17 protein-coding genes, 1 tRNA gene and 1 rRNA gene are annotated in these 26868 nt (G+C 49.5%); 18 read left to right on the forward strand and 1 reads right to left on the reverse strand.

The window, feature by feature from the left end; genetic code table 11:
• Positions 1-31 precede the first annotated feature (31 nt).
• The 5 genes from polA to D3P08_RS26220 all read left to right on the forward strand — a co-directional run bounded on the left by polA (position 32) and on the right by D3P08_RS26220 (position 5691).
• Positions 32-2713, forward strand: coding sequence for a DNA polymerase I (polA, locus tag D3P08_RS26200; RefSeq protein WP_119603089.1), 2682 nt, complete (start codon positions 32-34; stop codon positions 2711-2713).
• 59 nt (positions 2714-2772) lie between these two features.
• Entirely contained in the window at positions 2773-3612 is an 840-nt protein-coding gene (mutM, locus tag D3P08_RS26205; protein ID WP_119603090.1) for a DNA-formamidopyrimidine glycosylase, read from the forward strand.
• 157 nt (positions 3613-3769) lie between these two features.
• Positions 3770-4462, forward strand: coding sequence for a sporulation membrane protein YtaF (gene ytaF, locus D3P08_RS26210; RefSeq protein WP_206099012.1), 693 nt, complete (start codon positions 3770-3772; stop codon positions 4460-4462).
• Between the two features lie 57 nt (positions 4463-4519).
• Positions 4520-5119: a dephospho-CoA kinase gene (coaE, locus tag D3P08_RS26215; RefSeq protein WP_119603091.1), complete on the forward strand. Its 600-nt coding sequence runs from the start codon at positions 4520-4522 to the stop codon at positions 5117-5119.
• Positions 5116-5691, forward strand: a complete 576-nt coding sequence (locus tag D3P08_RS26220; protein WP_119603092.1) for a lytic transglycosylase domain-containing protein — start codon at positions 5116-5118, stop codon at positions 5689-5691. The genes coaE and D3P08_RS26220 overlap by 4 nt, the downstream gene beginning before the upstream one ends.
• Before the next feature lie 82 nt (positions 5692-5773).
• Here D3P08_RS26220 and D3P08_RS26225 read toward each other — a convergent pair whose 3' ends face one another.
• On the reverse strand, positions 5774-5992 hold the full coding sequence (locus D3P08_RS26225; RefSeq protein ID WP_119603093.1) for an alpha/beta-type small acid-soluble spore protein: 219 nt from the start codon (positions 5990-5992) through the stop codon (positions 5774-5776).
• A 140-nt stretch (positions 5993-6132) separates the two neighbouring features.
• Here D3P08_RS26225 and nrdR point away from each other — a divergent pair, with 140 nt between their 5' ends.
• From nrdR to D3P08_RS26290, 13 genes are all read left to right on the forward strand, one after another.
• Complete coding sequence (nrdR, locus tag D3P08_RS26230; protein ID WP_119603094.1) at positions 6133-6609, forward strand: transcriptional regulator NrdR; 477 nt, start codon at positions 6133-6135, stop codon at positions 6607-6609.
• Positions 6610-7274: 665 nt separating this feature from the next.
• A tRNA-Ala gene (locus D3P08_RS26235) sits at positions 7275-7347 on the forward strand.
• An 810-nt stretch (positions 7348-8157) separates the two neighbouring features.
• Positions 8158-11442 (forward strand): endo-1,4-beta-xylanase, encoded by a 3285-nt coding sequence (locus tag D3P08_RS26240; protein ID WP_162848608.1) that lies wholly within the window; start codon positions 8158-8160, stop codon positions 11440-11442.
• An 837-nt stretch (positions 11443-12279) separates the two neighbouring features.
• Entirely contained in the window at positions 12280-13605 is a 1326-nt protein-coding gene (locus D3P08_RS26245; protein ID WP_338068746.1) for a cache domain-containing sensor histidine kinase, read from the forward strand.
• A 16-nt stretch (positions 13606-13621) separates the two neighbouring features.
• Entirely contained in the window at positions 13622-15235 is a 1614-nt protein-coding gene (locus D3P08_RS26250) for a response regulator (protein ID WP_119603097.1), read from the forward strand.
• A gap of 220 nt (positions 15236-15455) precedes the next feature.
• Positions 15456-16796, forward strand: a complete 1341-nt coding sequence (locus tag D3P08_RS26255) for an ABC transporter substrate-binding protein (RefSeq protein ID WP_240647757.1) — start codon at positions 15456-15458, stop codon at positions 16794-16796.
• Between the two features lie 98 nt (positions 16797-16894).
• Positions 16895-17779 carry a carbohydrate ABC transporter permease gene (locus tag D3P08_RS26260; protein WP_119603098.1) on the forward strand — a complete coding sequence of 295 codons (885 nt, stop codon included), beginning with the start codon at positions 16895-16897 and terminating at the stop codon, positions 17777-17779.
• Positions 17780-17791: 12 nt separating this feature from the next.
• Positions 17792-18604: a carbohydrate ABC transporter permease gene (locus tag D3P08_RS26265; RefSeq protein WP_119603099.1), complete on the forward strand. Its 813-nt coding sequence runs from the start codon at positions 17792-17794 to the stop codon at positions 18602-18604.
• A gap of 136 nt (positions 18605-18740) precedes the next feature.
• Complete coding sequence (locus D3P08_RS26270; protein ID WP_206099013.1) at positions 18741-24200, forward strand: sugar-binding protein; 5460 nt, start codon at positions 18741-18743, stop codon at positions 24198-24200.
• 233 nt (positions 24201-24433) lie between these two features.
• On the forward strand, positions 24434-25300 hold the full coding sequence (locus D3P08_RS26275) for a helix-turn-helix domain-containing protein (RefSeq protein ID WP_206099014.1): 867 nt from the start codon (positions 24434-24436) through the stop codon (positions 25298-25300).
• A complete protein-coding gene (locus tag D3P08_RS26280; protein WP_240647758.1) occupies positions 25297-25908 on the forward strand; it encodes a VOC family protein in 612 nt (203 codons plus the stop codon). Before D3P08_RS26275 ends, D3P08_RS26280 begins: the two co-directional genes overlap by 4 nt.
• Before the next feature lie 30 nt (positions 25909-25938).
• A complete protein-coding gene (locus tag D3P08_RS26285; protein ID WP_119603101.1) occupies positions 25939-26307 on the forward strand; it encodes a DoxX family protein in 369 nt (122 codons plus the stop codon).
• A 490-nt stretch (positions 26308-26797) separates the two neighbouring features.
• A 16S ribosomal RNA gene (locus D3P08_RS26290) occupies positions 26798-26868 on the forward strand; the annotation flags it as partial.

The raw sequence follows: 26868 nt of genomic DNA on the forward strand, positions 1-26868 counted from the left end.
GATGTGAGAAACGGGGTGCACACGAACGGTTATGGAAAAATGGATGTTGATTGACGGGAACAGTATCGCCTACCGGGCGTTCTTCGCCTTGCCGCCGCTGACGAATTCGTCCGGGCTGCATACGAACGCGATCTTTGGCTTTACGACAATGCTGCTGAAGATGCTGGAGGAGCATAAGCCGACGCATGTGCTGGTCGCTTTCGACGCGGGGAAAGTGACGTTCCGCCATGAAGGCTACAGCGAATATAAAGGAGGGCGCCAGAAGACGCCGCCGGAGCTGTCGGAGCAATTCCCCGTTCTCAAGGAGCTGATCGCCTCGTTCGGCATCGCGCAATTCGAGCTGGACGGCTACGAGGCAGACGATATTATCGGAACGCTGACCAAGCAGGCGGATGAGCGCGGCATACAGGCCGTCGTTGTATCGGGCGATAAGGATATGCTGCAGCTGTCCTCCGAAGGCGTCACCGTCGCCGTTACCCGAAAAGGCGTTAGTGAGGTGGACTTGTACACGCCTGAAGCCGTCAAGGAAAGATACGGCCTTGTTCCTCAGCAGATTATCGATCTAAAAGGTCTGATGGGCGATACATCCGACAATATTCCGGGGGTGCCGGGCGTCGGCGAAAAGACGGCGTTGAAGCTGCTCCATGAGTTCGAGACCGTGGAGAACGTGCTCGACAATCTGGACAAGGTGAAGGGCAAGCTGAAGGAAAACCTGGAGAACAACAAGGAAAGCGCGCTTATGAGCAAGAAGCTGGCGACGATTTTCCGCGAGGTGCCGCTGGAGAACAAAGCGGAGGAGATCCAATACAACGGATACGACAGCGGGAAGCTGGCGGAAGCGTTCCGCAAGCTGGAGTTCAAGTCGCTGCTCGAGAGGCTTCAGCTGAGCTCGGACAGCGGAGCGACGGAATCCGAAGCGCAAGCCGCGGCAGCGGAGCTGAAGGTAACAGTCATCGCCGATGCCGATGGACAAGCTGCGGAGCTGGATCGTTTGCTAAGTTTGCTTGCCGCGTCGGACCGGCATGGCATCTATATCGAAGCGATCGGCGAAAATCCGCATCATGCGGAGCTGCTGGGCATCTCCGTCTCCACGGGAGACGACGTATTCGTGCTGCCGATGGAAACGGTGAACGCCGCAGGCGCTTCCTTGTTCCGCGAATGGCTTGCGGATGAAGCAAAGCCGAAGTACGGCTTCGACATGCATAAAGCAGAGCTTGCGCTGAAGTGGGCGGGCCTCTCGCTTGGCGGTACGGCGTTCGATGTGCAGCTCGCCGCTTATTTGCTGGATCCGACGGAGAGCGCGTTATCGCTCAGCGCGATTAATGACCGTCAAGGCTTTGGCGGAGTGCCTGCTGACGATACGGTATACGGCAAAGGCGCGAAGTTTAAGGTGCCGGAGGAAGAAACGCTGTACCGCCATCTGGCGCTTAAAGCGGACGCGGTAAGAAAGCTGGTGCCGGTCATTACGGAAGAGCTTTCGAATCGAGGCATGAGCAAGCTGTATTTTGAACTGGAGCAGCCTCTCTCCCGTATTCTTGCGGGAATGGAGCATCAAGGCATCAAAGTGGAGAAGGGCGTCTTGGAGGAGCTCGGGAATGGGCTTGAAACGAAGCTCGCTTCCATTATGAGCGAGATCTATTCGCTCGCCGGCACGGAATTCAATATCGGTTCGCCCAAGCAGCTGGGTGAAGTTTTGTTCGAGAAGCTGGGGCTTCCCGCCAGGAAAAAAACAAAAACCGGCTACTCGACAGACGCGGACGTGCTGGAGGAGCTCGCGCCTTATCATGCGATTATCCCGCTGATCTTGAATTACCGTCAGCTGTCGAAGCTCCAATCCACCTATGTTGAAGGCTTGCTTAAGGAAATTCGGGAAGAGACGGGCAAGGTGCATACGTATTACCGCCAGACGATCGCGGCGACGGGACGGCTAAGCAGCCAGTTCCCGAATTTGCAGAACATCCCGATCCGTCTCGAGGAAGGCCGCCAAATCCGCAAGGCGTTTTTGCCGTCTGAGCCGGGCTGGTCGATTCTTGCGGCGGACTACTCGCAGATCGAGCTTCGCGTGCTTGCCCATATTTCCGGAGACGAGAAGCTGAAGGAAGCTTTTATCCACGATATGGATATTCATACGAAAACGGCAAGCGACGTGTTCGGCGTCTCCGCGGATCAAGTTGACGCCAATATGCGCCGTTCCGCGAAGGCGGTCAACTTCGGTATCGTGTACGGCATCAGCGATTTTGGCTTGTCGCAAAACCTCGGCATCACGCGCAAGGAAGCGGGGCAGTTCATCGAGCAGTATTTCAACGTATTTAAAGGCGTACGGAAGTATATGGACGATATCGTGGCTCAGGCGAAGCAGGACGGCTATGTCACGACGCTGCTGGACCGCAGGCGCTACCTCCCCGAGATTAAATCGTCGAACTTCAACCTGCGTTCCTTCGCAGAGCGAACAGCGATGAATACGCCGATTCAAGGCACGGCCGCCGATATTATTAAGCTGGCGATGGTGCAGATGGACGAGGCGCTGCGCGAGCGCGGCATGAAGAGCCGCATGCTGCTGCAGGTGCATGACGAATTGGTATTCGAGGTGCCGCCGGAGGAGCTTGAGACGATGAAGACGCTGCTTCCTGAGGTCATGTCCGGCGCGCTGAAGCTGGATGTGCCGCTGAAGGCGGACGTAAGCTACGGCGATAATTGGTACGAGGCGAAATAAGGCCAGTCCGGCCATTTGCGGCGGATTTTGCGGTATAATGGTGGATGAGGTGAGGAGACATGCCTGAACTGCCAGAGGTAGAGACGGTTAGACGAACATTGATCGAGCTCGTCGCGGGCAAACGCATTGCGTCCGTTACGGTTAAGCTTCCTAGAATTATACAAAGACCCGCAGATCCGCAGCAGTTCGCTGATGCGCTGGCGGGCCGAACGATTCAGACGGTGGAACGGAGAGGAAAGTTTCTTCGCATTGTGCTGGACGGACTTGTGCTCGTATCGCATCTGCGAATGGAGGGCCGTTACGGCGTATTCCCGTCGGATGAGCCGGCGGAGCTTCATACGCATGTCCTGTTCCATTTCGACGACGGCACGGATCTCCGTTACAAGGATGTCCGGCAATTCGGCACCATGCATCTGTTCCAGCCCGGCGAAGAATTCCTGCTGCCGCCGCTGAACAAGCTGGGCATCGAGCCGCTTGAGGAGGCGTTCACGCTGAAGACGTTCCGCGAGCGGCTGGAGAAACGTACAACGAAGATGAAGCCGCTGCTGCTGAACCAGGAGCATATTGTCGGACTCGGCAATATTTATGTCGATGAAGCTTTGTTTCAGGCTCGCATTCATCCGGAACGAACCCCGGACAGCTTAAGCTCTGCAGAATGGAAGAGGCTGCACGAATCGATTCGCGCTACGCTCGAAAGAGCGGTGGAAGCTGGCGGTTCTTCGATTAAATCTTATGTAAACGGACAAGGCGAGATGGGGATGTTCCAGCATCAGCTTCTGGTGTACGGAAGGAAGGATGAGCCTTGTCCAAGCTGCGGAAAGCCGATTCATAAGTTCGTTGTCGGCGGCCGAGGCACCCACATTTGCCGTAAATGCCAGCCGCTCAAGCGTAGTGTATAATTGGGCGGCGTTGCAAGGCCAATGAGCCGTTTGTGCACAGCAAGCTGACCCCCGCATATGATGATGTTACGAACGATAGGCGCATGCCCTATCTGCTGGAGGAGATGTCTAGCTCCCTCCGGCAAGTCGGCATCGCATAGCGGGGAGGAGCTTGAAGTTGATTGCACATTTGGTTTCCTTGATCGTGCTTGCTTTTGCCGTCAGCCTGGACGGTTTAGGTGTCGGTGTAACTTACGGACTCAGGAGAATCCGCATCCCTTTCCTGTCGGTTTTTATTATCGCTTGTTGTTCCGGCTTTATTATTTGGTTATCGATGCAGGCAGGAGGCTGGCTCGGAGGCTTTATTTCCGAAACCGCGGCCAAGCTGATCGGCGCTTCCATTCTAATTGTTATCGGCTGCTGGGCATTGATTCAGCTGACGCGCAGCAAAAATGATGACAGCGATTCTGACCGCGACGGGGGAAACCCGCAGTCGGCTGTTCCCGCAGGGGACGGTGAATTAGAACCTGCGCAAGTGCTGAAGCTGGAACTGAAGCGGCTAGGCCTCGTTATCCAAATATTGCGGACGCCGCAAGCGGCTGACGTAGACCGGTCCGGCATTATTTCGGCGTCTGAGGCCGTCATGTTAGGCGTCGCGTTGTCGCTAGACGCGTTCGGCGCGGGGCTTGGCGCTGCTTTGCTCGGTTTGCCTGCATTGCTGACCGCCGTCGTCATTGCCGCATCCAGCGCGATATTTTTGGTCACCGGCACGCAGCTGGGGCTGCGGTTCGCCGCCAGACGCGGCATGCATGCCTTATCTTATTTGCCGGGCATATTATTGATTATGATGGGGATTATGAAGCTGTTATAATACCTTCATCGAAGTCATTCGGGGAAGTGCAGCGCAGCTTAAAAGGAGGTTATCGCTTTGATCATTGGTTTGACCGGCGGAATCGCCAGCGGTAAAAGCACGGTCGGCAGCATGCTGGTCGAGCTCGGCGCACGGCTGGTAGATGCCGATGCGGTCGCAAGAGAGATCGTGCAGCCCGGGGAACCGGCTCTTGCGGCGATCGCCTCTTTATTCGGACAAGCCGTTCTGCAGCCGGACGGCACGCTTAACCGTTCCGCGCTGGGCGGGATCGTCTTTCAGGATGGTGAAGCGCTCGCCAAGCTGGAGGCGATTACGCATCCGGCCATTCGGAAACGAATGTGGGACCGTATTCATACATACAAAAAGGAAGCTCCGGACGGGCTCATCATCGGCGATGTGCCGCTGCTGTACGAGACGAATCAGGAAACGCTTTATGAAGGCGTGATGGTCGTATACGTGCCCGAGGAGGAGCAGGTTATCAGGTTAATGCAACGTAATGCCATGACGGAGGAAGAAGCGAGACGGCGCGTATCGCTGCAGATGGACATCGAAGAGAAGCGAAGACGGGCGGATTGGGTCATTGATAACAGCGGCACCCTTGAAGAAACGCGTGAGCAGGTGCTCCGCTTCTGGAACAGCCAGGCGGGTGCTTCATGAAGAAGCGACGAATACGGCCGAAAAAACGGTTTTTCCTGATCGTCATCATTGCGTTTTTGTCGGTGTTATTTCTGAAATCCGATTGGCTTGCGACCTGGATGTACCCGATTCATTATAAAGACGATATTCGGGCAAGCGCTTCGAATTACGGCATGGAGCCCCATCTCGTGGCAGCGATCATCAGGGCGGAATCCAACTATGAGACAGGCAAAGAATCCAAGAAGGGCGCTCTCGGGCTTATGCAGCTCATGCCGGAAACGGCGCATTGGGTTGTGGAGCAGGCGGGCTTTGCAACGGTGAACGACGATATTCTCCGTCATCGGGCGGATGTCAGTATTGAAGTGGGGACCTGGTATTTGAATTCCTTGCACCGGCAGTTCAATCACAATCCGGTGGCAGCCGTGGCCGCCTATAATGCGGGACCCGGCAACGTGCGGAAGTGGCTTGACTCGGGCAGGTGGGACGGCAGGATGGAATCCGTCAAGGAAATTCCGTTTGGCGAAACTCGCCACTATGTACAACGGGTTTTTTATTATTATAATAAGTACAAGGATTTGTATCCGAACTTTTAACCTGTGAACGCTAAGGAAGCCTTGGAGCGCCGCCGCTTCGGACAAGCGCTCCAAGACTTCCGTTATTCATACAAATGAATCACTATTGTGTGCCGCCAGCAAGGGACTGTTCAGCGATTTGCACCAGACGACGAGTAATGAAACCCCCGAGGGAACCAGCGTCGCGAGTTGCCATGTTACCATAGTAGCCGTCTTGCGGGATCGCGATACCAAGCTCTTGAGCGACCTCAAATTTCATTTGGTCCAGAGCAGCAGTCGCTTGTGGCACGACCAATTGGTTACTGTTACGATTTTGAGCCATTGTTGTTCACCTCCTTGCGGTTGGTAACTGTATTATGTGCGATATTCCAAAGATCATTACAGGAAACGTATGGTATTTCAAAATTTAATGGTTAGAAGTGCAATTGCATCATCAAAAAAGTGGTTGGAAGGAGGATAACGATGAAGTGTCCATATTGCGATTATGCCGGCACAAAAGTGCTGGATTCCCGTCCCGCCAACGAAAATAAGTCGATCCGCCGCCGTAGAGAATGTGAAAAATGCAGCCGGAGGTTTACGACATTCGAAATGGTTGAGGAGACGCCTCTTATCGTCATTAAGAAGGATGGGAGCCGGGAGGAGTTCAGCCGGGACAAAATTTTGCGCGGGCTCATCCGTGCCTGCGAAAAACGTCCGGTACCTGTCGAACGGCTAGAAGTGATTGTATCCGAGGTCGAGAAGGAGCTTCGAACAACGGCTAACGCCGAAGTTGACAGCAGCGAAATCGGCGGCTACGTCATGAACCATCTCTACCCGGTCGACGAAGTGGCATACGTTCGCTTCGCATCGGTGTACCGTCAGTTTAAGGATATCGACATGTTTATGAAGGAGCTCAGCAGCTTGCTGAACAAACACCCGATGACCGGACCGGACAAATAGCATTGGCGCACCAGTGAAGTGGTGCGCCGTATCTTTCGTAAGCTTGGCGGATTAATCCGGTGAGTGGCTATGCCTTTGGGCTGTGTTTGTTATGATTGAAGTTTCATACTTGTATTAGCATGTTGTAGTTCGGTTATGAAGTTTAGCTGTAATGGCGGAAAACGACATTGGAGCTGGAGACGCAGACGCATTTGTTTCTGTAATGGCGAAAAACGACATTGGAGGCGGAAGCGGGGGCGCATTTGTTACTGTAATGGCGAAAAACAGCATTGGAGCTGGAGATTGAGCGCATTTGTTTCTGTAATGGCGAAAAACGACATTAGAGCCGGAGACGCAGACGTATTTGTTTCTGTAATGGCGAAAAACGACATTGGAGCTGGAGACTGAGCGCATTTGTTTCTGTAATGGCGAAAAACGACATTAGAGCCGGAGACGCAGACGTATTTGTTTCTGTAATGGTGGAAAATGCCGTTGTAACAGCAATGGAGTTCAGTATTGTAGCTGTAGAGGTGAAAAACGCCGTTAGAGCAATAGGAACGGCAGGAATTCGCTGCTCTAATGGTGAAATATGCCATTAGAATATCTTATCAGCAGAGATAAGCAGGATAAAACTCATTATTGACACTGTTTCACTCTCATGGTATTATCTATCTTGTCTCAAATTCGGGGCCTTAGCTCAGCTGGGAGAGCGCATCGCTGGCAGCGATGAGGTCAGGGGTTCGATCCCCCTAGGCTCCATACGAAGAGAACGCCATCACAACCCGTGATGGCGTTTTTTCATGTGGATAGCCTTGGGAGATGAACCCCCTAAAGGTTCGTCCGCGCGGACGGCAAATCCGATTGCTTCTCGAGGTCCCATCAAAGTAATCGTTACTTTGTGGAAAGTGAAAACGGCGTCTGAATCTACCGCAAAATTCCATCGAATTCACAGCTTCAGCCCTACAATCTGGATTGGGACATCCCATGTTGGACCGGCAAGTTGAACAAGATAAATCGCCTATGCTCCACCATAAACGCGCACACTCTAAGTCATGAGTATGCGCGTTTTTGCATTTTCGGAAGGGAACCTCCTTTAGGGAATGTGATCGCCGTAGGAGATTTGTTTCCGTGAACTATTTCAGCTAACCGCCATAGAATCCGCTGGTTGCAAACACTTTTTGCATTGCAGGCAGCAAGTGTTAAGCCCGGGAAAAATGTTAATTGGTTTGAATAACCGCTAATATTACATGTCAACCGCCAGAATAATGTTAATTTTTTTATTGGTCTGGCGATGTTAAGCTATCGGTGTTACAGACCGCAGCCAGCTAATTAAACTAAACGATAAGGAGGGATGAATGACGACCCAGACGGTTCGCTTTAGGCGCAGCAACCGTTACAGTGTTCAAGAATGACCGCCCAGTCTACGATTGATTTGCTCCACTTTATCTAGTGGGCTGTGATCGGCGAATTCAATCACAAACAACATGATTTCGGTAGAGGTGAAAAAATTCAGTAATCTAAAAAATGGGTAACCCTAGAGGTCGCCTTAAGAAAAGGAGCAAAATTAAGATGTTAGGTGAAAAACTCTTAATCAACGTCTCCCGCATCCTCGTAGTCGCCATGCTGCTCTCATTATTCGCTTCTGCACCCGGCTCGGCCGCTGCGGCCGAAGACGAATTGACACTTGAACGGAACAACCTCATTGAGCAAGCCGAAGCGTTAAAAGCCGGCAACGAGGAATTTCCGCTCCAGATTAGCCGCACTGACGATGGATCCGATGTGAACAAAGCTTTTCCTTGGGTATACGCCGACGAACTCGCGGATTTAGATAACGCGCTTGAGTTCGCGCGCGATGTGCTCACTCCCGCCGACGAAGCCATAGCCAGGCTGGAAGACGCGATTGTGAATTTCACTGCAAAGATTAAATCGGACGGTTCAGATCCCTATTTCCGTCTTGACCCGGGTCCTGGAAAAATACCTGTAGAAGTTACAGCCCCCACCAATGTCTGGACCGCGAGAACCCCGCTAGATAACCGAGTCCCCGCCGACTTTGCCGGTGGCACATTCAAGATGATTCCGTATCCTTTTGCAGACTCTGAAGGGAAAGCTGATGTGCTCCAGATCAATTATATCCATAACGGACAAAGCACGTTCGGCGGAATTAGCCTTGTATCTCCATTGTCTCCGGCTGTAAATGTTCCCGAAGGCGCAACGATTGAGTTTGATGTGTACTATCCTAAGAGCGCGCAGGGCAAATTCATGAGGTGGAGAATCAGAAATACCAACGCTGACCTCGATAGCTACCTAAGGGGTTACGAGTACAACAACCTTAACCCCGATTGGGTTGGCAGCTACAATGGTGAATCCTGGTTGAAGGCTCACCACAGCCTTACCGCCTCATCAGGCAACTCATCGAACTTCATTCTTGAGCTGCATGGCGAGACCGGCCGTCCCGCGGAAACCGGCATGCTTCTTGTCGCCAACATCAATATAACCGCACCCGATCCCAATGGCGTTGCGCTTCCCAACGTAGTCAACACGGAAAACCAGAGTGCCGTAGCGCCTCTAAAGAGTGTTTACAGCAGGGAAAATGACCTGTTCATGGTCGGCTCAATCGGAACCGGACCCGTAACCGGAACCAGAGCCCGGCACTATGAAATCTTTGTCGACGGCAACAATCTCAAGGCCGATGCAACGCATCCTCGTGGCCCGAACTGGCTGAAAAGCGTTACAGGCGCGCCATTAAACGGCGCAACCACCACCCCTGGTGCAGCCGAATACAATTTCCCGACCAGCTCTTATCAAGCGATCAGGGATTCCGGAGCTCCCGGGCAGTACAAGTCACACGCCCATGTTTTGGCATGGTATAACCAGGCCCCTGCATGGATGAGACAGATCGTTCCCGCGAACCTTACCTCCGGCTATAACGGCACAGCCAATTTCTACGGATTGGGCAACGGCGTTACAACCACGGTTCCGGTAGACAAAGAAATGGCCAGAAGGGTTCAGTTTAACCATACGATGTATGTGATGCGGCACTTCCTGACCACAGATACGAAGTATGGCTCAAGCGAATCCCGCGGAGTCATCCCTTTCAATTCGTGGGATGTACTCAACGAAGAGGTCCACGAAAGCCGCCACAGCGAATACATCCCGAAAAATGCGAACAGCTGGAGAACGAGCCTCAAACACACCAACTGGCTTGTGGCAATGTCGGATGATCAAATTGACGGCGACATAAGGGAGCATTACATTTACCTGCTCTTCAAATACGCGCACATCGCGGCTCCCAACGCCCGGATGGCGGCGGCTTATAAGGCCAATTACGCTGACCTTCCCGCGTACATGAAGCTCGACGGACACGACGCTGGCGGCAGCATCGACGCCTATGTTGTTGATAATCCTCCGAAACTGACCTACAACGATTACGATATTTCTACCCGCACCAAAGCAAGGACTGTATACAATATGATTCGCGAACTGAATACCGCATGGCTCTCCGATCCGCTGTATGACGGAAGACCCCTTATCGAAGACATGGGTATTCAGGGACACGATTCGGTAAAATCAACCCTTGCAAGCGATAACCAATATGCCATGGCCCTCTATGCTTCACTCGTTGACCAGGGCCTGCTTTCCGGTATTTCTTTCTCAGAATTTGACCTGAAATTGCCGACTAACGCCCCCGGCGGCGGCGCGATCGCTCCCGCAGCGCTCAATGTCAGACAGTCTGATGCTCTTGGTTATCAGTATGCGCTGATGTACAAACTGTTCACCAAGTTCGCCCCGTACATCGATCACATCATCAGCTGGGGCGTATCCGGTTCAGGCTGGCAGGGAAGCTATGTGCTGTTTGACAGTCAGAGCAATGCCAATGCCGGCTACTATGGCGCCATGAATCCGAACCGATTCATTCTTGGACACTCCTACCTGGACGATTTCTTTGAAGGCGAATACGAGAAGCTCCAAGACGGCTATAAAATTGACCTTGGCGATCTTGGATTCTATACTGTCGGTGACTCTAAAGCACCTGTAACGTTGACCGGCGCAGATCATGTATCTGCCGGCAGTTCCTTCGACTTAGTCTACGGCTTCAGACATGTGCAGGGCAACGTAACGGCTCAAGATGTGACGATCGCGTACGATGCCGAAAAGCTAGAACTGGCCGCACCGCCAGTTTCGACAGACGAAGAGAAATTCATCGTCGTCGATTACAAGACAGAGCCTGCCGGAACACTCCGTATTCTGGGCGTTCATCTTGGCTCCGGACAAACGAATCCGAATGCGGATCTGATTAAACTGTCGTTCAGAGCAAAAGAAAATGCGCCAGCCGGCCTGACCAATGTTGGGATCACCCGATTGGTGACGGCAGATAGCGCCGGCACGGAAACGGAACAAGCCGGCACGGTTCACACCGTTCAAATCGACGTCATTGACAAGGCCGCGCTGAACGCGCTGATTGCCGAGGCGCAAAGCGCGCATGATCAAGCAGTGGAAGGCAAGCTGCTCGGACAATATCCAGCAGGCTCCAAGGCAACGCTGCAGGCTGCCATCCATGCAGCGGAAGCCGTAGCGAATAACTCGAAAGCCACCCAAGCTCAAATCAATGAGGCTGTCACGCAGTTGAACGCTGCTTTACTGGCCTTCCAGTCATCCGTTGTCGTGAAGATTCCGAACGATAACAACAGCGACGGCCAGATCAGCATCGGCGACTTGGCGATTATGGTTAAGGCATATGGCAAAACTTCAACAGATGCAGGATGGGATCAAGCGAAAGTCTTCGATCTGAACGGCGATAACCAAATCGATATTGTCGATCTGGCTATGCTGGCGCGCATGATCTTGGAATGGTAATATCCTAACGAGTTACACGTGAGCAGCTTTACGAAAAAGGAGAGAGGCAGATAGCTGCCTCCCTCCTTTTTTAAAATCCGTGCGCTAAACTTCCTGAATTGCTTTGCGAAATAGCGAAGTGCCGGAGGCCGTTCTCGAGCGCCGCCTCCTGTATACTGCATTGCCCTCGCAGCTGATTTTGGATGAATGATAAACATTGCTGGCATCGTTTTCTTACGCATGTTAGGGAAAAAATTGAATTCAACATATTAACTATTGATTATATAGTAGAATAATATGAAAATAAGATGGTGCTTTGTTGATCAATACAAAGCAGATTGAAAGCGCTTTATATCCGTCGCAATACCGTAATCGAGAAATGAGGTGTAGTACATGAAATATCGTTCGTACTTCAAAAGTATCTCTATTAAAAATAAGATATTTGCTACCATGATTATTTTGGTTGTGATTTCGATTACGGTTATTGCTTTTTTTGCTAACAATATTTCTCAAAAAGCGATTATCGAAAAAGCAAAGAACAATTCGCTTCGGGAGCTTGTTCTCATTAACAATAACATTGAGACGTTAATTACGAATGTCGAGGATTACTCCAAAATGCTGGCTACGGACTATCGGCTGCAGGAGGTTTTATACACCGATATGTCAGTGGAAAAGCCGGAAGGCGGACTCGAGAATTTGATTATGAGGAAGAAGCTTTCGGAGGTCTTAAGCAACTTCGTCGAACCTAATACGAAGGTGAAAGCAGCCAGCGTCTTATCCTCCCGGATTCAGTGGGCTGATGTCGGTTATGCCGATAACGAATATGCTGCCCGGTTATTCGGCACGGAGCCTGTAGCCATGAAGCTTGAAAATAACAATAAGCCGATTTGGACAGGACTTGTTCCGTTTAAATTTCGTTATGATTCAACGGAAAGCAATGTTTTTGCAGTATCAAAGGCAGTTGTACATAAAGAATTCGGGAAAACGATCGGAATGGTCGCCCTGTATGTCAAAGAATCCGTCATTGCAGCCATTTACGAGAACAGTTTAAACCATCAGGGAGGCGAGTTTTATATCCTTGATGAAAAGCATAGCATTATCTCATCTCGCAATAAGTCTCTCTTGTATCATGATTTTACGGACATGACCGCCATATCTCTTCCGAATCTAGGTGAAAGGGAAACGAGCTTCATTCTCGGCAAAGGGGACGATGAGCTGCTTGTATCTACGCAGCATTTTGAACCTCTAAGCTGGACCATTATAAGTGTCATTCCGCTTGATGCGATTACGGTTGAGAATAAGGAAATTACGAAGCTCATTATCCGCATAGGAATATGGTGTCTGATTTTTGCCATGGGTATCTCTTTTTTTCTGTCCCGCTCTATTACGAAACCTTTGTTCATACTCGCCAGCACCATGAGGAAAATAAGAAACGGGCAAATGAATGTTCGAAGCTCTTACAAATCTATGAATGAAATCGGTCATTTAAGTGACGGATTCAACAGCTTAATGGATCGTATCGAAGCTCTAGTCGCCAAAAATGCAGAAGAGGAAAGAACGAAAAGCGAAATCGAATTCAAGCTGCTTCAGTCTCAAGTCAAACCTCATTTTTTATATAACACGGTTGAAACCATCATTTCATTGATTAAGCTGAATATGAAAACGGAAGCGATTGCAGCGGCAAAGTATATGGCTAATTTTTACAATATTTCGTTGAGCAGAGGAAACGATGTGATTTCGATACGGGAAGAAATGAAATTGACGGAAAGCTATCTGGAAATACAGAAGCTTCGATACGTGGAGTATATGGACTACAGCATGGATATAGATGAGGACATTATGTGTTACGCTACCCCAAAGCTCATGCTTCAGCCCATTGTCGAAAACGCGATTTACCACGGTCTAAAATGGAAAAAGGAGAAAGGGTATCTACAAATCGTTGGTTTCATGCAGAACGGTCAAATCATTATAGAAGTGCATGACAACGGCGTAGGTATGGACAAACAACAAATGGAGCAATTGTTGGAACCTGCGGTGGAGGATAAACGAAAGGTCAGTTTCGGCGCTCGAAGCGTAAACAGCCGAATCAAAATGTTATATGGGGACCTCTATGGGTTGGATGTTGAAAGCGTTTCGGGCTCCTATACAAAAGTCACCATTCGTCTTCCTATCAAAGAGCTGTAGAAGAAGGGGAAGAGTCATGTATAAAGTGCTCATTGTCGACGATGAATACTACTTTAGACAAGCTATAAAAGTCTCGCTGCCTTGGGAAGAGTTGGATCTTCAGCTGATAGGCGAAGCGAAGAATGGCGAGGATGCGCTTGAACTAACGAGAATGCTGCATCCTGACATTATCATGGTGGACATTAATATGCCGATCATGGATGGCTTAGCGTTTATTAAGGAAGCGAAGGCGGAAGGCTTTCATTCCAAATTTATTGTTCTTACCGGTCATAGCGAATTTGCTTACGCAAAGCATGCGTTGCAGCTTGGCGTGTCTAATTATGTGTTGAAGCCGATAGACGAAGAAGAAATTCGAAGTTCGTTATGTGAAATTAAGAATGTCATCAACAAAGAGAGAGAAGCAAAAGTAGAGCTCGATGACTTGAAAAAGCAGGCGGCGGAAAAAGCATCCTTGCTGAGAAACCAAATATTGAATGATTGGCTGCTTGGCAACATAGGTTCTGAGCATTTGGAACAACACCTGCAGAGCTTGGGGATGGATATCGTTTCACCTTATTATATGACAGCGGTTATCGATATAGAGGCGATCGATGAGCATGCGCGCTCCATTTCGCAGATGAAAACAACGATTGGAAGTAGATGTGCAAAATTTGTGCAGCAAGCTGTAAATAAGTCATTCAAGTGTGAAGGCTTCTTAAATGGAAAAGGTCAATTTGTGCTCATTTTTGGTTCGGACGACAATGATTTCGGCCAAGTCGGAGAACTCTGCGATTCCATCCGCAGCATGATGGCGGCGACAAACGAATATACCTATACGATCGGGCTTGGCAACGGATATTTAGGTTATGAGGCCGTCCCCGGATCTTATAAGGAAGCGCTTTACGCACTGAAGCACCGATTTATTCTTGGAGGCAACCGAGTGATTCCTTATTCCAAAGTGGCTCAAACCGCCATGAAAGTGAGCTTGTACTCGGTCGATAAGAGAAGCAGATTGTTGATGAGCATGAGAACAGGAAACACGCGCGAGGTTGAGGAGTGGCTTATCGATTTTTTTAACAATGCCCGTTTAAAAAAGGCCTCTATCGAAATGCTGCTTGTTGCCGGCTTAGAGATTTTCTCCACCTGCATGGAATTTTTGGAGGAGACCTCACAAGACATAAACGAGATCTTCGAAAGCCAAACGGAGTCGGATCTGTTTCAATTCATCGAACAGCTGAATTCCTTCAACGAATTTGAAGAGTGGATACGCAGTCTGATTCGGAAGCTCATGTCCCATGTTCATGCCAATAAGTCCAGCCGATCGGCAATGATTGTAGAGGAGGTCAAAACATTTATTGAATCGAATTACGCAAATGAGGAGATGAGGATTGAAGACATTGCTAGAGGCGTCCATATGAATTATAACTATCTGTGTTATGTGTTCAAGAAAGAAACATCCTGCACGATCAACGATTATTTAACGCAAATAAGAATGCAGAGGGCCAAAGAGCTCTTCGACCAGGGGTTTCTTGTCGTTCAAGAAGTGGCGAGCCGTGTCGGCTACTCGGACGCCAATTATTTTGGCAAGTGCTTTAAAAAGTATGCGGGGATCTCCCCCAGCAAGTATATAAGCCACATTGGGAATTTATAGGAAAAAGACCGAGAATCGTCAGTCAGAGGCGGGCTGTTTTAGCTCCTTTGGCAGGCGTTTTTTTTATGGATGCAGAACAACGAACAATATTCCTTCCGAACCTACAATAGTCTCTGTCAATGAACTGGGGCAGCCCTATACAATAAAACCTGTAGATGGCAACGCTTTCATAGTAGATGGATGGCAAATCATCCTACAAAGAAAACAGGAGGTCATAAAAATGAAACAAATGACTAGAATTGTTTTTACAGCTTTGCTTGTGCTGACAATGATGGCAGTAGCGGCGTGTTCCTCCAATAATTCGCCTTCATCCTCGCCTTCGCCAGGCGCTTCGGAGAAGCCAAGCGACGGGAAGTCAAATGAGGAAAAAATTAAACTGCGTATCATGACCATTACGACGGACGAAAACCGCAACAACATTATGGAGCAGTTCATTAAACCGAACATCGCAAAAGAGTTCCCGAACCTGGAGGTGGAGTTCGAGCCAGGCGGCGGCGGCGAGGATATGGCCAACAAGATGAAAACCTACAACGCTTCCGGGGATATGCCGGATATATTCTGGAATGATGCCGGTTTCTTCACTTCACTGAATCAAGCAGGCAATATTATGGATTTGACTTCCTATATTACCGAAGACGGTTTTTTGAACAAATACAAAGTGCCGGAGGCCTTAAAACATTTTGATGGAAAAATATACAGCTTATCCTCTGGAGCAGATACGTATTTCACGCCCGTTATTTTTTACCACAAAGATCTATTCGAACAAGCGGGCGTACAAGTGCCGCAAACCTTCGATGAGCTGATCGAGGTGTCGAAGAAGCTTAAGGATAGCGGCATCGTTCCGGCCGTGACTCAGGGCAAGGATGGCTGGGGGCCTAAGCTGTTTATGCTGCAGCAAATGGTCCAAATTGGAGACCCTGAGGCCATGATGAAGCTGGTAAACAATGAGACCGATTTCAACGACCCATCCGTTATCGCGGGGGTAGAGCGAATTGAGCGGTTGGCTAAGGAAGGCGTCTTCGCGGATGGTATTGCCAATATTGATTACGGTCCGGCGATGGAAATGTTTAGTTCCAAGCAGTCGGCCATGCTGTGGATGTTCACTTGGGAGCTGCCGAATCTGGCAAAAATCGATGGCGTCGACTTCTTCCCATTCCCGAGCGCGAGCGATAAGTACGATCCGGGCAAAGTAGCTCAGTTCTGGGGCTCTCCACTCAACGGATATGCAGTCAGCGCAAAGACGGCACATCCAGACGAAGCGGTTAAAGTAGCTGAGTTTTTGGCTATGCAGGATGCTTTGTACTTTGAATCCGTTGGTTCTGCTATCGCACTGGAAACTGGAAACACGGCATCGAATCTGAGTCCATTAATGGAGAAGTTTTTGACCTGGTACAATGCTGCCGAGGTAAAGATTCCTTCGTTTGCTCTGAACTCAATAGACGCTCGGATGTCTGCGGAGCTATCTACTCAAGGCGCAAGGCTGTTGACCGGTGAATATCCAGCAGCCGAATTTTTGAAAGTGATTAACCAGGAGTGGAAAGAGAATACATGGTTTGATTGAGGAACCGGAATGGAATAGAGAAGAATGGCATCCCGCTGGACGAGGGGTCCAGCGGGCCATGCCTGACCATCTATTATATAGACAGTGGAGAGTGATTTATGAACAAGTATTTCAGCACCAAGACGTCTATCGCTGTTTTTGCTGCTCCTGCTTTATTGCTTTTTACTGTTTTCTGCGTCTATCCGCTGCTCCCTCAATTATGGATGAGCTTGCATAATCATAATGGTTTTCAGAGTCTGGGTTTCGTTGGCCTCGATAATTATTTGAGCGTAATGAAGACGTCATCGTTCTGGGTTTCTCATAAAAATACGTATTTAATTGTTGCGATTTCGGTATTGATTGGTTTGCCGCTGTCCATGGTATTTGCACTCTTTATTGATGTTCAGACGCCTAGATTGCGCAGGTTTTTTAAGTCGGCTGCGATGTTTCCCGCCATTCTATCCGTTATTGTCGTTTCTCAAATATGGGTAGCCTTTTATGAGCCGAACTGGGGATTGTTCAACGCCATCTTGAGATCGATTGGCCTCGATGGTCTGACCCGTTCCTGGCTTACGAATGAGAAGACGGTGATGATAAGCATCGGTTTGACGTTTCTATGGCAGTATATCGGATTGAATGCCATCTTATTGTATACAGGGATTAAAACCATCCCCAAAAACTATTATGAAGCCGCTTTGATTGATGGAGCGAATGCCTTCCAAGTCAGTACCCGCATCACGATTCCGTTGCTGCAGGATGTCATGAAATATGTGCTCATCTTATCCAGCTTAGGTTCGATGGCGTTCTATGCGCATGTCCGGGTGATGACCGCCGGCGGGCCTGGCGACTTATCAAGAACGGTCATTTACCAGATGTATTATACGGCATTTGATACCTCGCAATTCGGTAAGGGAACTGCCATTGCTGTTATCTTTATCTTGCAATGTCTTGTGATCTCCTTCCTCATACAACGCTTCGTCGCAAGAGAAAAAGTAGAGTTTTAGGAGGCATGGGGCATGAAAAATGGGATTCGTCTTTTTTGGTTTGTCGTCGGGTGCACATTCCTATTTCCATTATATTGGATGATCTCGATGTCTTTAAAATCCAAGTCAGAGGCCTATGTTAATCCGTTTGGCCTTCCCAAGGCATGGGCGTGGAATAATTATATCGAAGTGTTATCCAAGTATGATTTCCCTTTGTATTTCAAGAACAGCGTCATTTATACGGGGGGCACAATCGTGATTACGCTTGTTGCCGGCACGATGCTCGCCTATTGCTTGAGTCGTATGTCCTGGAAGTTCAATGGCGCGGCGCTTTTCTATGTATCTTTAGGGTTAATCGTTCCCATTGAGGTCGTCGTCATTCCGTTATTCCAATTAGTGAAATCGCTGCATATCAAGGATACCTATTTTGCGCTGATATTGCCTTACACGGGCTTCTCTTTGGCTTCATGCGTGCTTATGCTGTTTGCTTTTCTTCGATCGCTGCCTAAGGAATTGGAGGAAGCGGCTTGTATCGATGGGACCAACGTTTATCAAGCGTTTTTTCGAATTATTTTCCCGATTGTAAGGCCTGCGCTAATGACACAGTCCGTTCTAATCTTCATGCGAGTTTGGAACGAATTCCCTTTAGCCTTTATTCTTGGAGCCAGAGATCAATTCAGACCATTGACTGTGGGATTGCATAGTTTCTTTGTGAGTGTCGGGGTTTCCCACTGGGGACATATCGGCGCTGCAATGATGCTGACAAGTTTGCCTACCATCATTATCTATATGATCGGTAATGAGAAGATAGAAAATGCCTTAACGGCGGGAGCAATTTTGAAATAGTCAAATGAAGACAAAATGAAAGCGCTTAAATGATGGCCTGTATTCATGATAACGAATTCAGCAGGGAAACCGGCACAACTACCGTCAAAGCGGTATGTGTATAAGTATTAACTTTTATCCAAGGAGGTTTGAGAAGGTGAGGAAAACTGCTCTTATTTGGTTTTTGACTTTGGTGATGGTATTCCCCATGATGCCATTAGCAGGGTCAGTAGCCGCGGCTGATCTTGCGCCAAGCGCTGCTATTAGTAAGACGATCTATGTTGCTACAACCGGCAATGATGACACAGGCGACGGTACGCAGGAAAAGCCGTATAAAACGATAGCCAAAGCAAAGGAAGTCGTAAGGACTCTGCCTAAGACCGGCGGGGATATCGTCGTTCAAATTGCAGATGGTTTTTATCCGCTTGAGGAAACCCTCGTTTTTACGGCGGAAGATTCCGGAACTGCAACCAGCACGATTCGCTATGAGGCGGCGCCGGGGGCAAAGCCGGTCATCAGCGGCGGAGAAATGCTGGAAAAAGGCGTTTGGACAGAAGCTGTCGGCCTTACCCAGACGGGCGGCTTAACAGCGTATAAAACGACCCTTAACCGGAACGATAAGCTGCGTGCGATTTATGTAAACGACAAACGCGCCAACATGACGGTAAGCCCGCAAATCGGTTCGGCGGGCAGAACGGTAGGCGGCACTCCTACAGTCAGCTTTACTTCCGACGATAACCCTTGGGCGTGGCGGGATGGCAGCAATATTCGTGCGGGAATCGTATTCGATGCCAGCGTAGGTCTGACGACGGAAACGAAAAATCCCCAAAACATCGAGGCCGAAAGCATGGGCGGTTCCACCGCCAGATGGGCGAGGCCTTTTGTCACCTTCGCGTCGATCGAAGAGGCGCCGGCAGCCAGCGACAAGCCCGGCGGCGTCATGCTCCGGTTCCAAATGCCGTATGGAGCGGTTTCACAGTCTTTGAGCAATAACACGCAATACAATCCGAATAACAATCAAGTCATCCGTAACGCTTTCGAGTTCCTGAACAAGCGCGGAGATTTTTATTTCGACCAGGCGGAAAGCACGCTTTATTACATCCCGCTTGAAGGCGAGGATATCAATACCGCCGACGTGGTCATTCCAAAGCTCGAGACGGTTGTCGACGTAAGAGGGATACCCGTAGGAGATCGGCTGAGCCCAATCGAGGGCTCGGATGATGGACGCGTCAGACATATCACCTTCAACGGGCTGAAGTTTGCCCATACCGACTATAAGCTGTATGAACTGACGGGCACCTATACGCTAAGCGACGGATCCGGTCCGGTAACGACCACGTCCCGCGGCTATGCGTCCGTTCAGGGCTCCATCGTGAACACCGTTTACTTTCCAAGCAGCATCAACTGGCATGAGACGTTCTACCGCGGTTATGACATACCGCCTGCAGCGGTCATGATCAATGCGGCAAGGCACATCAAAGTGTTGAACGGTGAGATCGGACTTACCGGATTTAATGGCATCCATATCGAAAACGATGTCAAGGAGATCGAAGTCACGGGCAACTATATCGTAGATACGCTCGCTTCCGGCATTGTAATCGGACATCCGCATCATGTCTATGAAAACGACGAACCGATTAAGCATGAATCTAGCGTTTCGGTCTCTGGGACGCCAATAAGGGACTGGGCGGGCGTTGATAAAGAAAAATTTGCGGCGGGTACGGAAGCTGTGCCGGAAAATATATATATTACAAATAACTTTCTGCACAGAACCTGCTACGGATTCCCGGGAGCTAATGCCTTAGCCTCTTTCTACACAACGAATATGCAGGTACTTCATAATTATATTTATGATACGACATACGGCGCCATGAGCATCGGCTGGGGCTGGGACGAGTACGACGGGTTCGGCTTTACCGCTCATGGTACGGACAAGAACGGCAGCCCTTACCATGGTACGCATGAGACGAGTCTCGCAAGGTCTCCGGAAATAACGACGACCTCGAGGAATAACAAAATTAATTATAACCGGATAGAGGAAATTTGTACGATCGTGAATGACTCCGGGGCCATTTACTCACTGGGACGGCAAGGCGACCCTGGTAATTTGCCTGGGGGAGGGACATGGGATACGGTCAATTATTTGACCAACAGCCCCGTCACCGACAAAAATAGTAACTGGCATCCGGACAACTGGACGAATTACACCGAGATGAACTACAACTTCCTTGACCCGAATCCAACTGGCAAGCCTACGACCTCCAACAACTGGACGAACGGGTTCCATCCCGACGAAGGAAGCACGTTCATTAAGATGATAGGCAACGTCGTGCAATCCAAGCTTTCGCATGCTCCCGGACAAAGCCGTCTTTATGAGTTTAACAACTGGAAGCGCAAAAGCGATATGATTGCCGTCGAAGGTTACGTGGACGGAAATAACAACCAGAATGGCGCCCCAAGGATCACGTTCGACAATTACAAAAGCGAAGACCGCATTTGGCCGATTAGAGGCAACGAAATCGTGTTGAATTCGGGTCTTACGAATGAATACACGCATATGATCCCAAGAAGCCTCATTGCCGACACCGAGTTTGAGCTGGCTTCCCACGTCATCATGGGTAAAGGTGAAAAGCTGAACCGCAGAGGGCTGCTGAAGGCTGAAGATACGGTGTGGCTCGCGCCTCCGAACACAACCGTCTTTCATGAAAGCGCTACGATGACAAAAGCCGCCGGTAACGAAAAAACCATCGAAGCTCCGTCTGTGCCAGGCGAATACAAACTATATATCGTTTACGAAGACGGCAGAGAAACGGCTGCCTCTAAATATACGTTATACGTCGACCTGAGCATGTCATCGATCAATGTGGAAGACGGGCAAAATTATGACGTTTCCGCGGTACGGCCTCTTGAGCTGACTTTAAGTGACGACAACACTTATACGCTTAACGGCAATCCCGTGGCGAGCGGCTACAAAATCGCCACCGAAGGAAGCTGGACTTTGGTAGTCAGTGCTCCGACAGGGTCGAACTCCAGAACGATTAATTTTACGACCACCGTATCGGTGGCCAATAAGCTGCTCCCGGCTGACGTGGCAGTGGCCCCTGGCGGGACTGTCAGGTTCGCTTACGATTTGGACGACGCGACCAAGAAGATATGGATCTCCTCATCGAGCGGCGGTCATTTCGATGGAGGCGACGATGAAACAGCAGCTTCCGGCGATGTCATCGCGATGAAAGCGCCTGTGCTGCCGGGTCCATACGTCATCTATGTACTGGCGGAAGACGGCGAGGTGCTAAGTCAGTCGCACGCTAGTGTTGTCGTAAAGGATATGACGCCTGTCGATATTCCTAGAGACGGTCTTGATTTATGGCTCAAAGCCGATGAGGGTGTGGAACGAGATAGCAGCGGAAACGTGACAGGATGGACAAATATGGGAAGCGTCCAAGCAAAGCTTGTCCCGGCGAACGTCCCTGGCAGCGGCGGCGATGGTCTCGGAACGCCAAACGGCAACCCTAAAATAAAGAAAGATGGATACGAGTATGTACAATTCGACGCTAACTCGAGGCCGTTAAAAGCAGCAGGCTTTAAAGATTATAACGGAAAAACGGAAATGACGATCTACACGCTGGTTAAACCAACGACGACTGCCAACAACTCCAGCGACCAAAACGGTCTTGTTTACTTCGGATTAAATGAGTCTTACCAAACGTGGGCAGCCAACGATGGCTGGAGCGGAATTAATCTCGGCGTTGGAACAAATCGAGTGAATCTTCGCTTTGGTAACGCGGATGGCAGCGTAGGAGGCGGCGGGCAATCCATTTCAACCACGGCTGCGAACGGTCTGGTCAGCGTTCGGGCGCAGCTTAACGGAAACACGAGAACTGTTTTTGTTAATAACAACGTCATCGGCACCCCCGGAACGAACGCCAAGCCTCTACATGGGAACAGATCGGATCTGGCCGTCGGTTACACGATGGCGTCTGCAACTCCATTCCGTTTCATGGGCGAAGTGCTGCAGATTCTGATCTACGACAGAGTGCTGGCGGCTGACGAGGTTGCAAAAATAGAAGCTTATTTCAACGAGGTCAAAGCAGGCAGAGGCGGATCCGCGAACCCTATTGACGAAGTGGTCGACAAAACCTTGCTGAACGCCCTTATTGAGGAATCGAATAACCTGGACAGCACTTTTTATACCAACGATTCATGGAACGCTTTTGCGAGCGCTTTAAGTGAGGCCCAAGCTGCAGCTTCGAATGCTGAGATCGGTCAGGAAGCAGCGGACCATTCGTATTACGCGCTGCGTAACGCGTTCAAAGCGCTGCAGCTATTACCTAGCGGCGTGGGGACCGCCGCATACGGTACGCCTGTTCTCGGCGGCTCCGCGCTTGACCCGCTCTGGGATACGACCGTCACGCTGCCGATTCTTAAACATCTGACGATGGAGAACGGTCCGGCGGATGGCAACGCTAAAGTGCTATGGGATGACAATAACCTGTATGTGCTCGTGCGTGTAAAAGACCCTGTGCTTAACAGCAGCAGCGGCAACGCGCATGAGAAGGACTCGGTCGAAATCTTTGTGGATGAGACCAACAGTAAACAAACCTCCTACGGCACAGGTATGGGACAATACCGTATTAACTATCTCAATGAACAAAGCTTTAATCCAGGCAGCATCAGTACAGGTTTTGAGTCATTCGCCAAAGTTGTGGACGGCGGCTACTACATTGAAGCTAAAATTCCATTTAAAGCGGCTGTTCCTGCAGCCGACCATGTCATTGGATTTGATTTGCGGATCAATGACGCGAATGCAAATGGCAGCCGTCAGGATATTGTCATGTGGCACGACGAGACCGGAGATTCCTGGATGAACGGTTCACAATGGGGTGTGGTTACACTTCTGGAAGGGCCGGATACAGAAGCGCCGGTTACCGAGGCGGCCGCTGCCGGGGAAGATCGGAACGGCTGGTTCGTATCAAGCGTAACCGTGACGCTTTCCGCCTCCGAAAACGGTGCGGGCACGCTGCGGACCGAATACCGTCTGGACGACGAGACGGAGTGGACCGCTTACGAGGGACCGATCGAGCTGAGCGCGGATGGCATTCATCACGTTTCGTTCCGAAGCGCGGACGCCGCCGGCAACGTCGAACAGACGAAAACGCTGGAGGTCCGGATCGATCGGACGCCGCCGTCCATCGTCTTTGAAGGCGCGCGCGCCTATGCGATCGACGAGTTCGTTGTCGTGACGTGCGCGGCTGCCGACAATGTCTCTGGCGTCGTGAACGGCCCATGCGAAGGGCCGCTCGTGGGCGCACCGGCGGTGGAGCTCGGCGTCGGAACGCACGAGTTGATCGTCAGCGCGGAAGACGCCGCCGGCAATATCGTGACCGCGACCGCAACGTACGAGGTGGAAGCGCCTGACACCGCCTTGCTCGTTCGTTTGATCGAGGCGTACGTATCGGGCAACGGCGAGCAGGGCATCGAAAACTCGCTGATCACAAAAGCGGAGCATGGCAACTTTAACGCCTTCGCGAACCAGGTGGCGGCGTTAACCGGCAAACGTCTGACGGAGGAGCAAGCGGCATTGCTGCTGGCCGTCGCGGAGCTGCTGCGAACGTAACGAAAGTGGAAGGGGTTGCCCAAGTCATGGAAGACTTGGGGGCAACCCCTTTCGCATGCCATGGAACGGATCCGGGCCATTGCAGAGCAGTAATTATGGCAGAACAAAATGAAAAGCCATAACATCTTAGGCAAAGAGTCACATAAAGTCAGAGGAAAAAGTACCCAGATTCTCAACATTGGGTTATAATTGCACTATTGCCAGAGCTGGGGGACATTAATAGGGGGCTTGACATGACAAAGCGTTATTGGGTGGAGGGAATGCCTGCGTTAAATAGCAATCATCTTGAATGGGAACACATTCAATATGTGAAGTGGAGCAAAGTCGCTCCTCAGGAAAGCTATGTTGAATCAATGTCTAACTATTTGATTACCGTGAATTCAACCCCCGAACCAATTAAGGCGGTATCGCGCTTCGAAGGGCGAGATCACGAGAGAGTGGCGAGAGTCGGTGAGACAGCTGTATTTTTACCAGGCAATTTATCTTACTTTCGTTTGGAGAAAATAGAAGCTTCTTTTAGTTGCATTATGTTGTCAACTTCATTGGTTCATCAGGTGGCAAGCCAAGCGGACTTGACTGTTGCCGGTTATGGTGAATGGATAAACCAAATTAATAGATATGACTCAAAACTATTTCAGTTGAGTAAATGGCTAGAAGACGAAATCAATAACAACGGAGCAAGAGGAAAGCTATACATCGAGTCATTATCCAATTTGACAGCGCTTCAACTGCTGGAAATATGTAATGCTTCCCATCGTAAACCGTTCTATGTCTCGAGGAAATTATCGGACCCACAACTGGCAAGAGCCATTGAATATATGAATGTTCATTTCGATCGAGATATTTCGCTCGACGAGTTGGCTAAAGTGGTTAATTTAAGTCAGACCCATTTGATACGGATGTTTAAACAAACGACAAGACTAAGTCCTTATCAATATTTCATACACCTAAGGATTGACAAAGCTAAAATGTTAATCAAGAGCCGTGAATATACGATAGGCGAAATTGCTGCGATTCTCGGATTTAGCGACCAAAGCCATTTGAACCGCCATTTTAAGCGGGTTACAGGATTGTCCCCAAGAGAATATTTGTCAACTTGATACGTTTTGGAATGACTAACCACAAATTGATTGTGGTTTTTTTCTTTTTAAGGAAGTTTTTTGATGGTAATTATGTACAAAAAGATGACGGCATCATACAATCCAGCAGTTTGCGAGTTCCCTATACTTTAAACAGTGGATGGTTGCAAATTGTCGCACACAAAAAGTTTAAGGAGTTGATTGGAATGAGCACTAGCTTGATCCCGTTTTTGGAAATGAATGGAGTCGCACAGGAAGCGATAGACTTTTACTCAGAGGCGTTGGATGCCAAGGTCGTTTATTTGCTCCGTTTCGGTGATTTACCTGAAAATCCGGAGGAGCCGATGCCGCCGGAAAAGAAAGATTACATTAATTATGCCATCTTGAAAATCGGTGATTCGGAACTTCAGTTAACCGATCACGTTACCGGGAGCACCTATGAAAAGGGAACGCAAATCACGATCGTCGTGCAATCGAATGATCGAGAAAAAGCGACTCAATATTTTGAAGCCTTGAAACAGGACGGCCACGTAAACGAGCCGCTGCAGGCAACGTTCTTTAGCGCTGCTTACGGTAATGTGACGGATAAGTTCGGCATTACGTTCCGAATTCTCGCAAAAGCAAACTAATTAGACTAGATAAAGAGAGGACTTTTATTTATGACAATTTTATCGATTGTACTTCAAAGCTTATTGATCCTTTATTACCTCTTTTCGGGCTCTGCAAAGGTTATAGGCGCAAAATATTGGGTCGATATTTTCAACACGCTGAAACTTCCTCAATGGTTCCGAATTGTCACCGGATTTGTCCAATTGGCGGGTGCCATCGTGCTCATTATCGGTTACTGGGCGGAGGAGGCTGTCGCATGGGCCGGGATATGGCTTGGGATAACGATGCTGCTGGCAGTCCTCGCGCATATTAGGGTCAAAGATCAGTTTGGCAAAACAATCACACCCGTTGTGTTTCTTGTCATCATTATCATGTTAACGATGATAAATTCAGACGGTCTAACGCTCGCTTTTTCATAAACAGGAAAGCGATCCTCCTTGGCTCTGCTAGATGCTAATCTCCATATCAAATCATGGTGTGAAGATGTTTGGAGCTGATGCTGAGTCTGGGGGGGCCATTCAGTCGTCCTATAATGAAAAAATGGTTAGAAGCAAGGCAACTCCTAAAGCTCTCCATCATCAATGTTTTGGATAATGTTACCTGTTGCTATTGGAATAAAAGCATGATAAATTATATATCCGGCCGCGAGACAAGCGGTTCGGGAATAAAAAAATGAATTGAAACATAAATTACCAGTTGATTTAAAACTTCGATTCATGATATATTATAAGTCCGGCCACGAAATAGGCGGTCGGCAACGAAAGAAAAGATTGTTCTTTGAAAACTGAACAACGAGCGAAACTGCCCTGTTAATTCGGTAACGAGTTAATAGATATAAGAAGTTTACGTACTCGGCTTTAGCCGATGCGAAAAGCTTCAAGCAACAAACGTAATGAGCAATCAAACACTTTTATGGAGAGTTTGATCCTGGCTCAGGACGAACGCTGGCGGCGTGCCTAATACATGCAAGTCGAGCGGAG

Source organism: Paenibacillus nanensis (assembly GCF_003583765.1).
Lineage (GTDB): Bacteria > Bacillota > Bacilli > Paenibacillales > Paenibacillaceae > Pristimantibacillus > Pristimantibacillus nanensis.

Excerpts from the sequence above, each read along its gene's own strand:
- D3P08_RS26250 (WP_119603097.1), top strand. The coding sequence starts at position 13,622 with ATGTATAAAGTGCTCATTGTCGACGATGAATACTACTTTAGACAAGCT.
- D3P08_RS26265 (WP_119603099.1), top strand. The coding sequence starts at position 17,792 with ATGAAAAATGGGATTCGTCTTTTTTGGTTTGTCGTCGGGTGCACATTC.
- D3P08_RS26275 (WP_206099014.1), top strand. The coding sequence starts at position 24,434 with ATGACAAAGCGTTATTGGGTGGAGGGAATGCCTGCGTTAAATAGCAAT.
- D3P08_RS26240 (WP_162848608.1), top strand. The coding sequence starts at position 8,158 with ATGTTAGGTGAAAAACTCTTAATCAACGTCTCCCGCATCCTCGTAGTC.
- D3P08_RS26220 (WP_119603092.1), top strand. The coding sequence starts at position 5,116 with ATGAAGAAGCGACGAATACGGCCGAAAAAACGGTTTTTCCTGATCGTC.
- D3P08_RS26225 (WP_119603093.1), bottom strand. The coding sequence starts at position 5,992 with ATGGCTCAAAATCGTAACAGTAACCAATTGGTCGTGCCACAAGCGACT.
- D3P08_RS26255 (WP_240647757.1), top strand. The coding sequence starts at position 15,456 with ATGAAACAAATGACTAGAATTGTTTTTACAGCTTTGCTTGTGCTGACA.
- D3P08_RS26285 (WP_119603101.1), top strand. The coding sequence starts at position 25,939 with ATGACAATTTTATCGATTGTACTTCAAAGCTTATTGATCCTTTATTAC.
- polA (WP_119603089.1), top strand. The coding sequence starts at position 32 with ATGGAAAAATGGATGTTGATTGACGGGAACAGTATCGCCTACCGGGCG.
- mutM (WP_119603090.1), top strand. The coding sequence starts at position 2,773 with ATGCCTGAACTGCCAGAGGTAGAGACGGTTAGACGAACATTGATCGAG.
- D3P08_RS26245 (WP_338068746.1), top strand. The coding sequence starts at position 12,280 with ATGAAGCTTGAAAATAACAATAAGCCGATTTGGACAGGACTTGTTCCG.
- nrdR (WP_119603094.1), top strand. The coding sequence starts at position 6,133 with ATGAAGTGTCCATATTGCGATTATGCCGGCACAAAAGTGCTGGATTCC.
- D3P08_RS26260 (WP_119603098.1), top strand. The coding sequence starts at position 16,895 with ATGAACAAGTATTTCAGCACCAAGACGTCTATCGCTGTTTTTGCTGCT.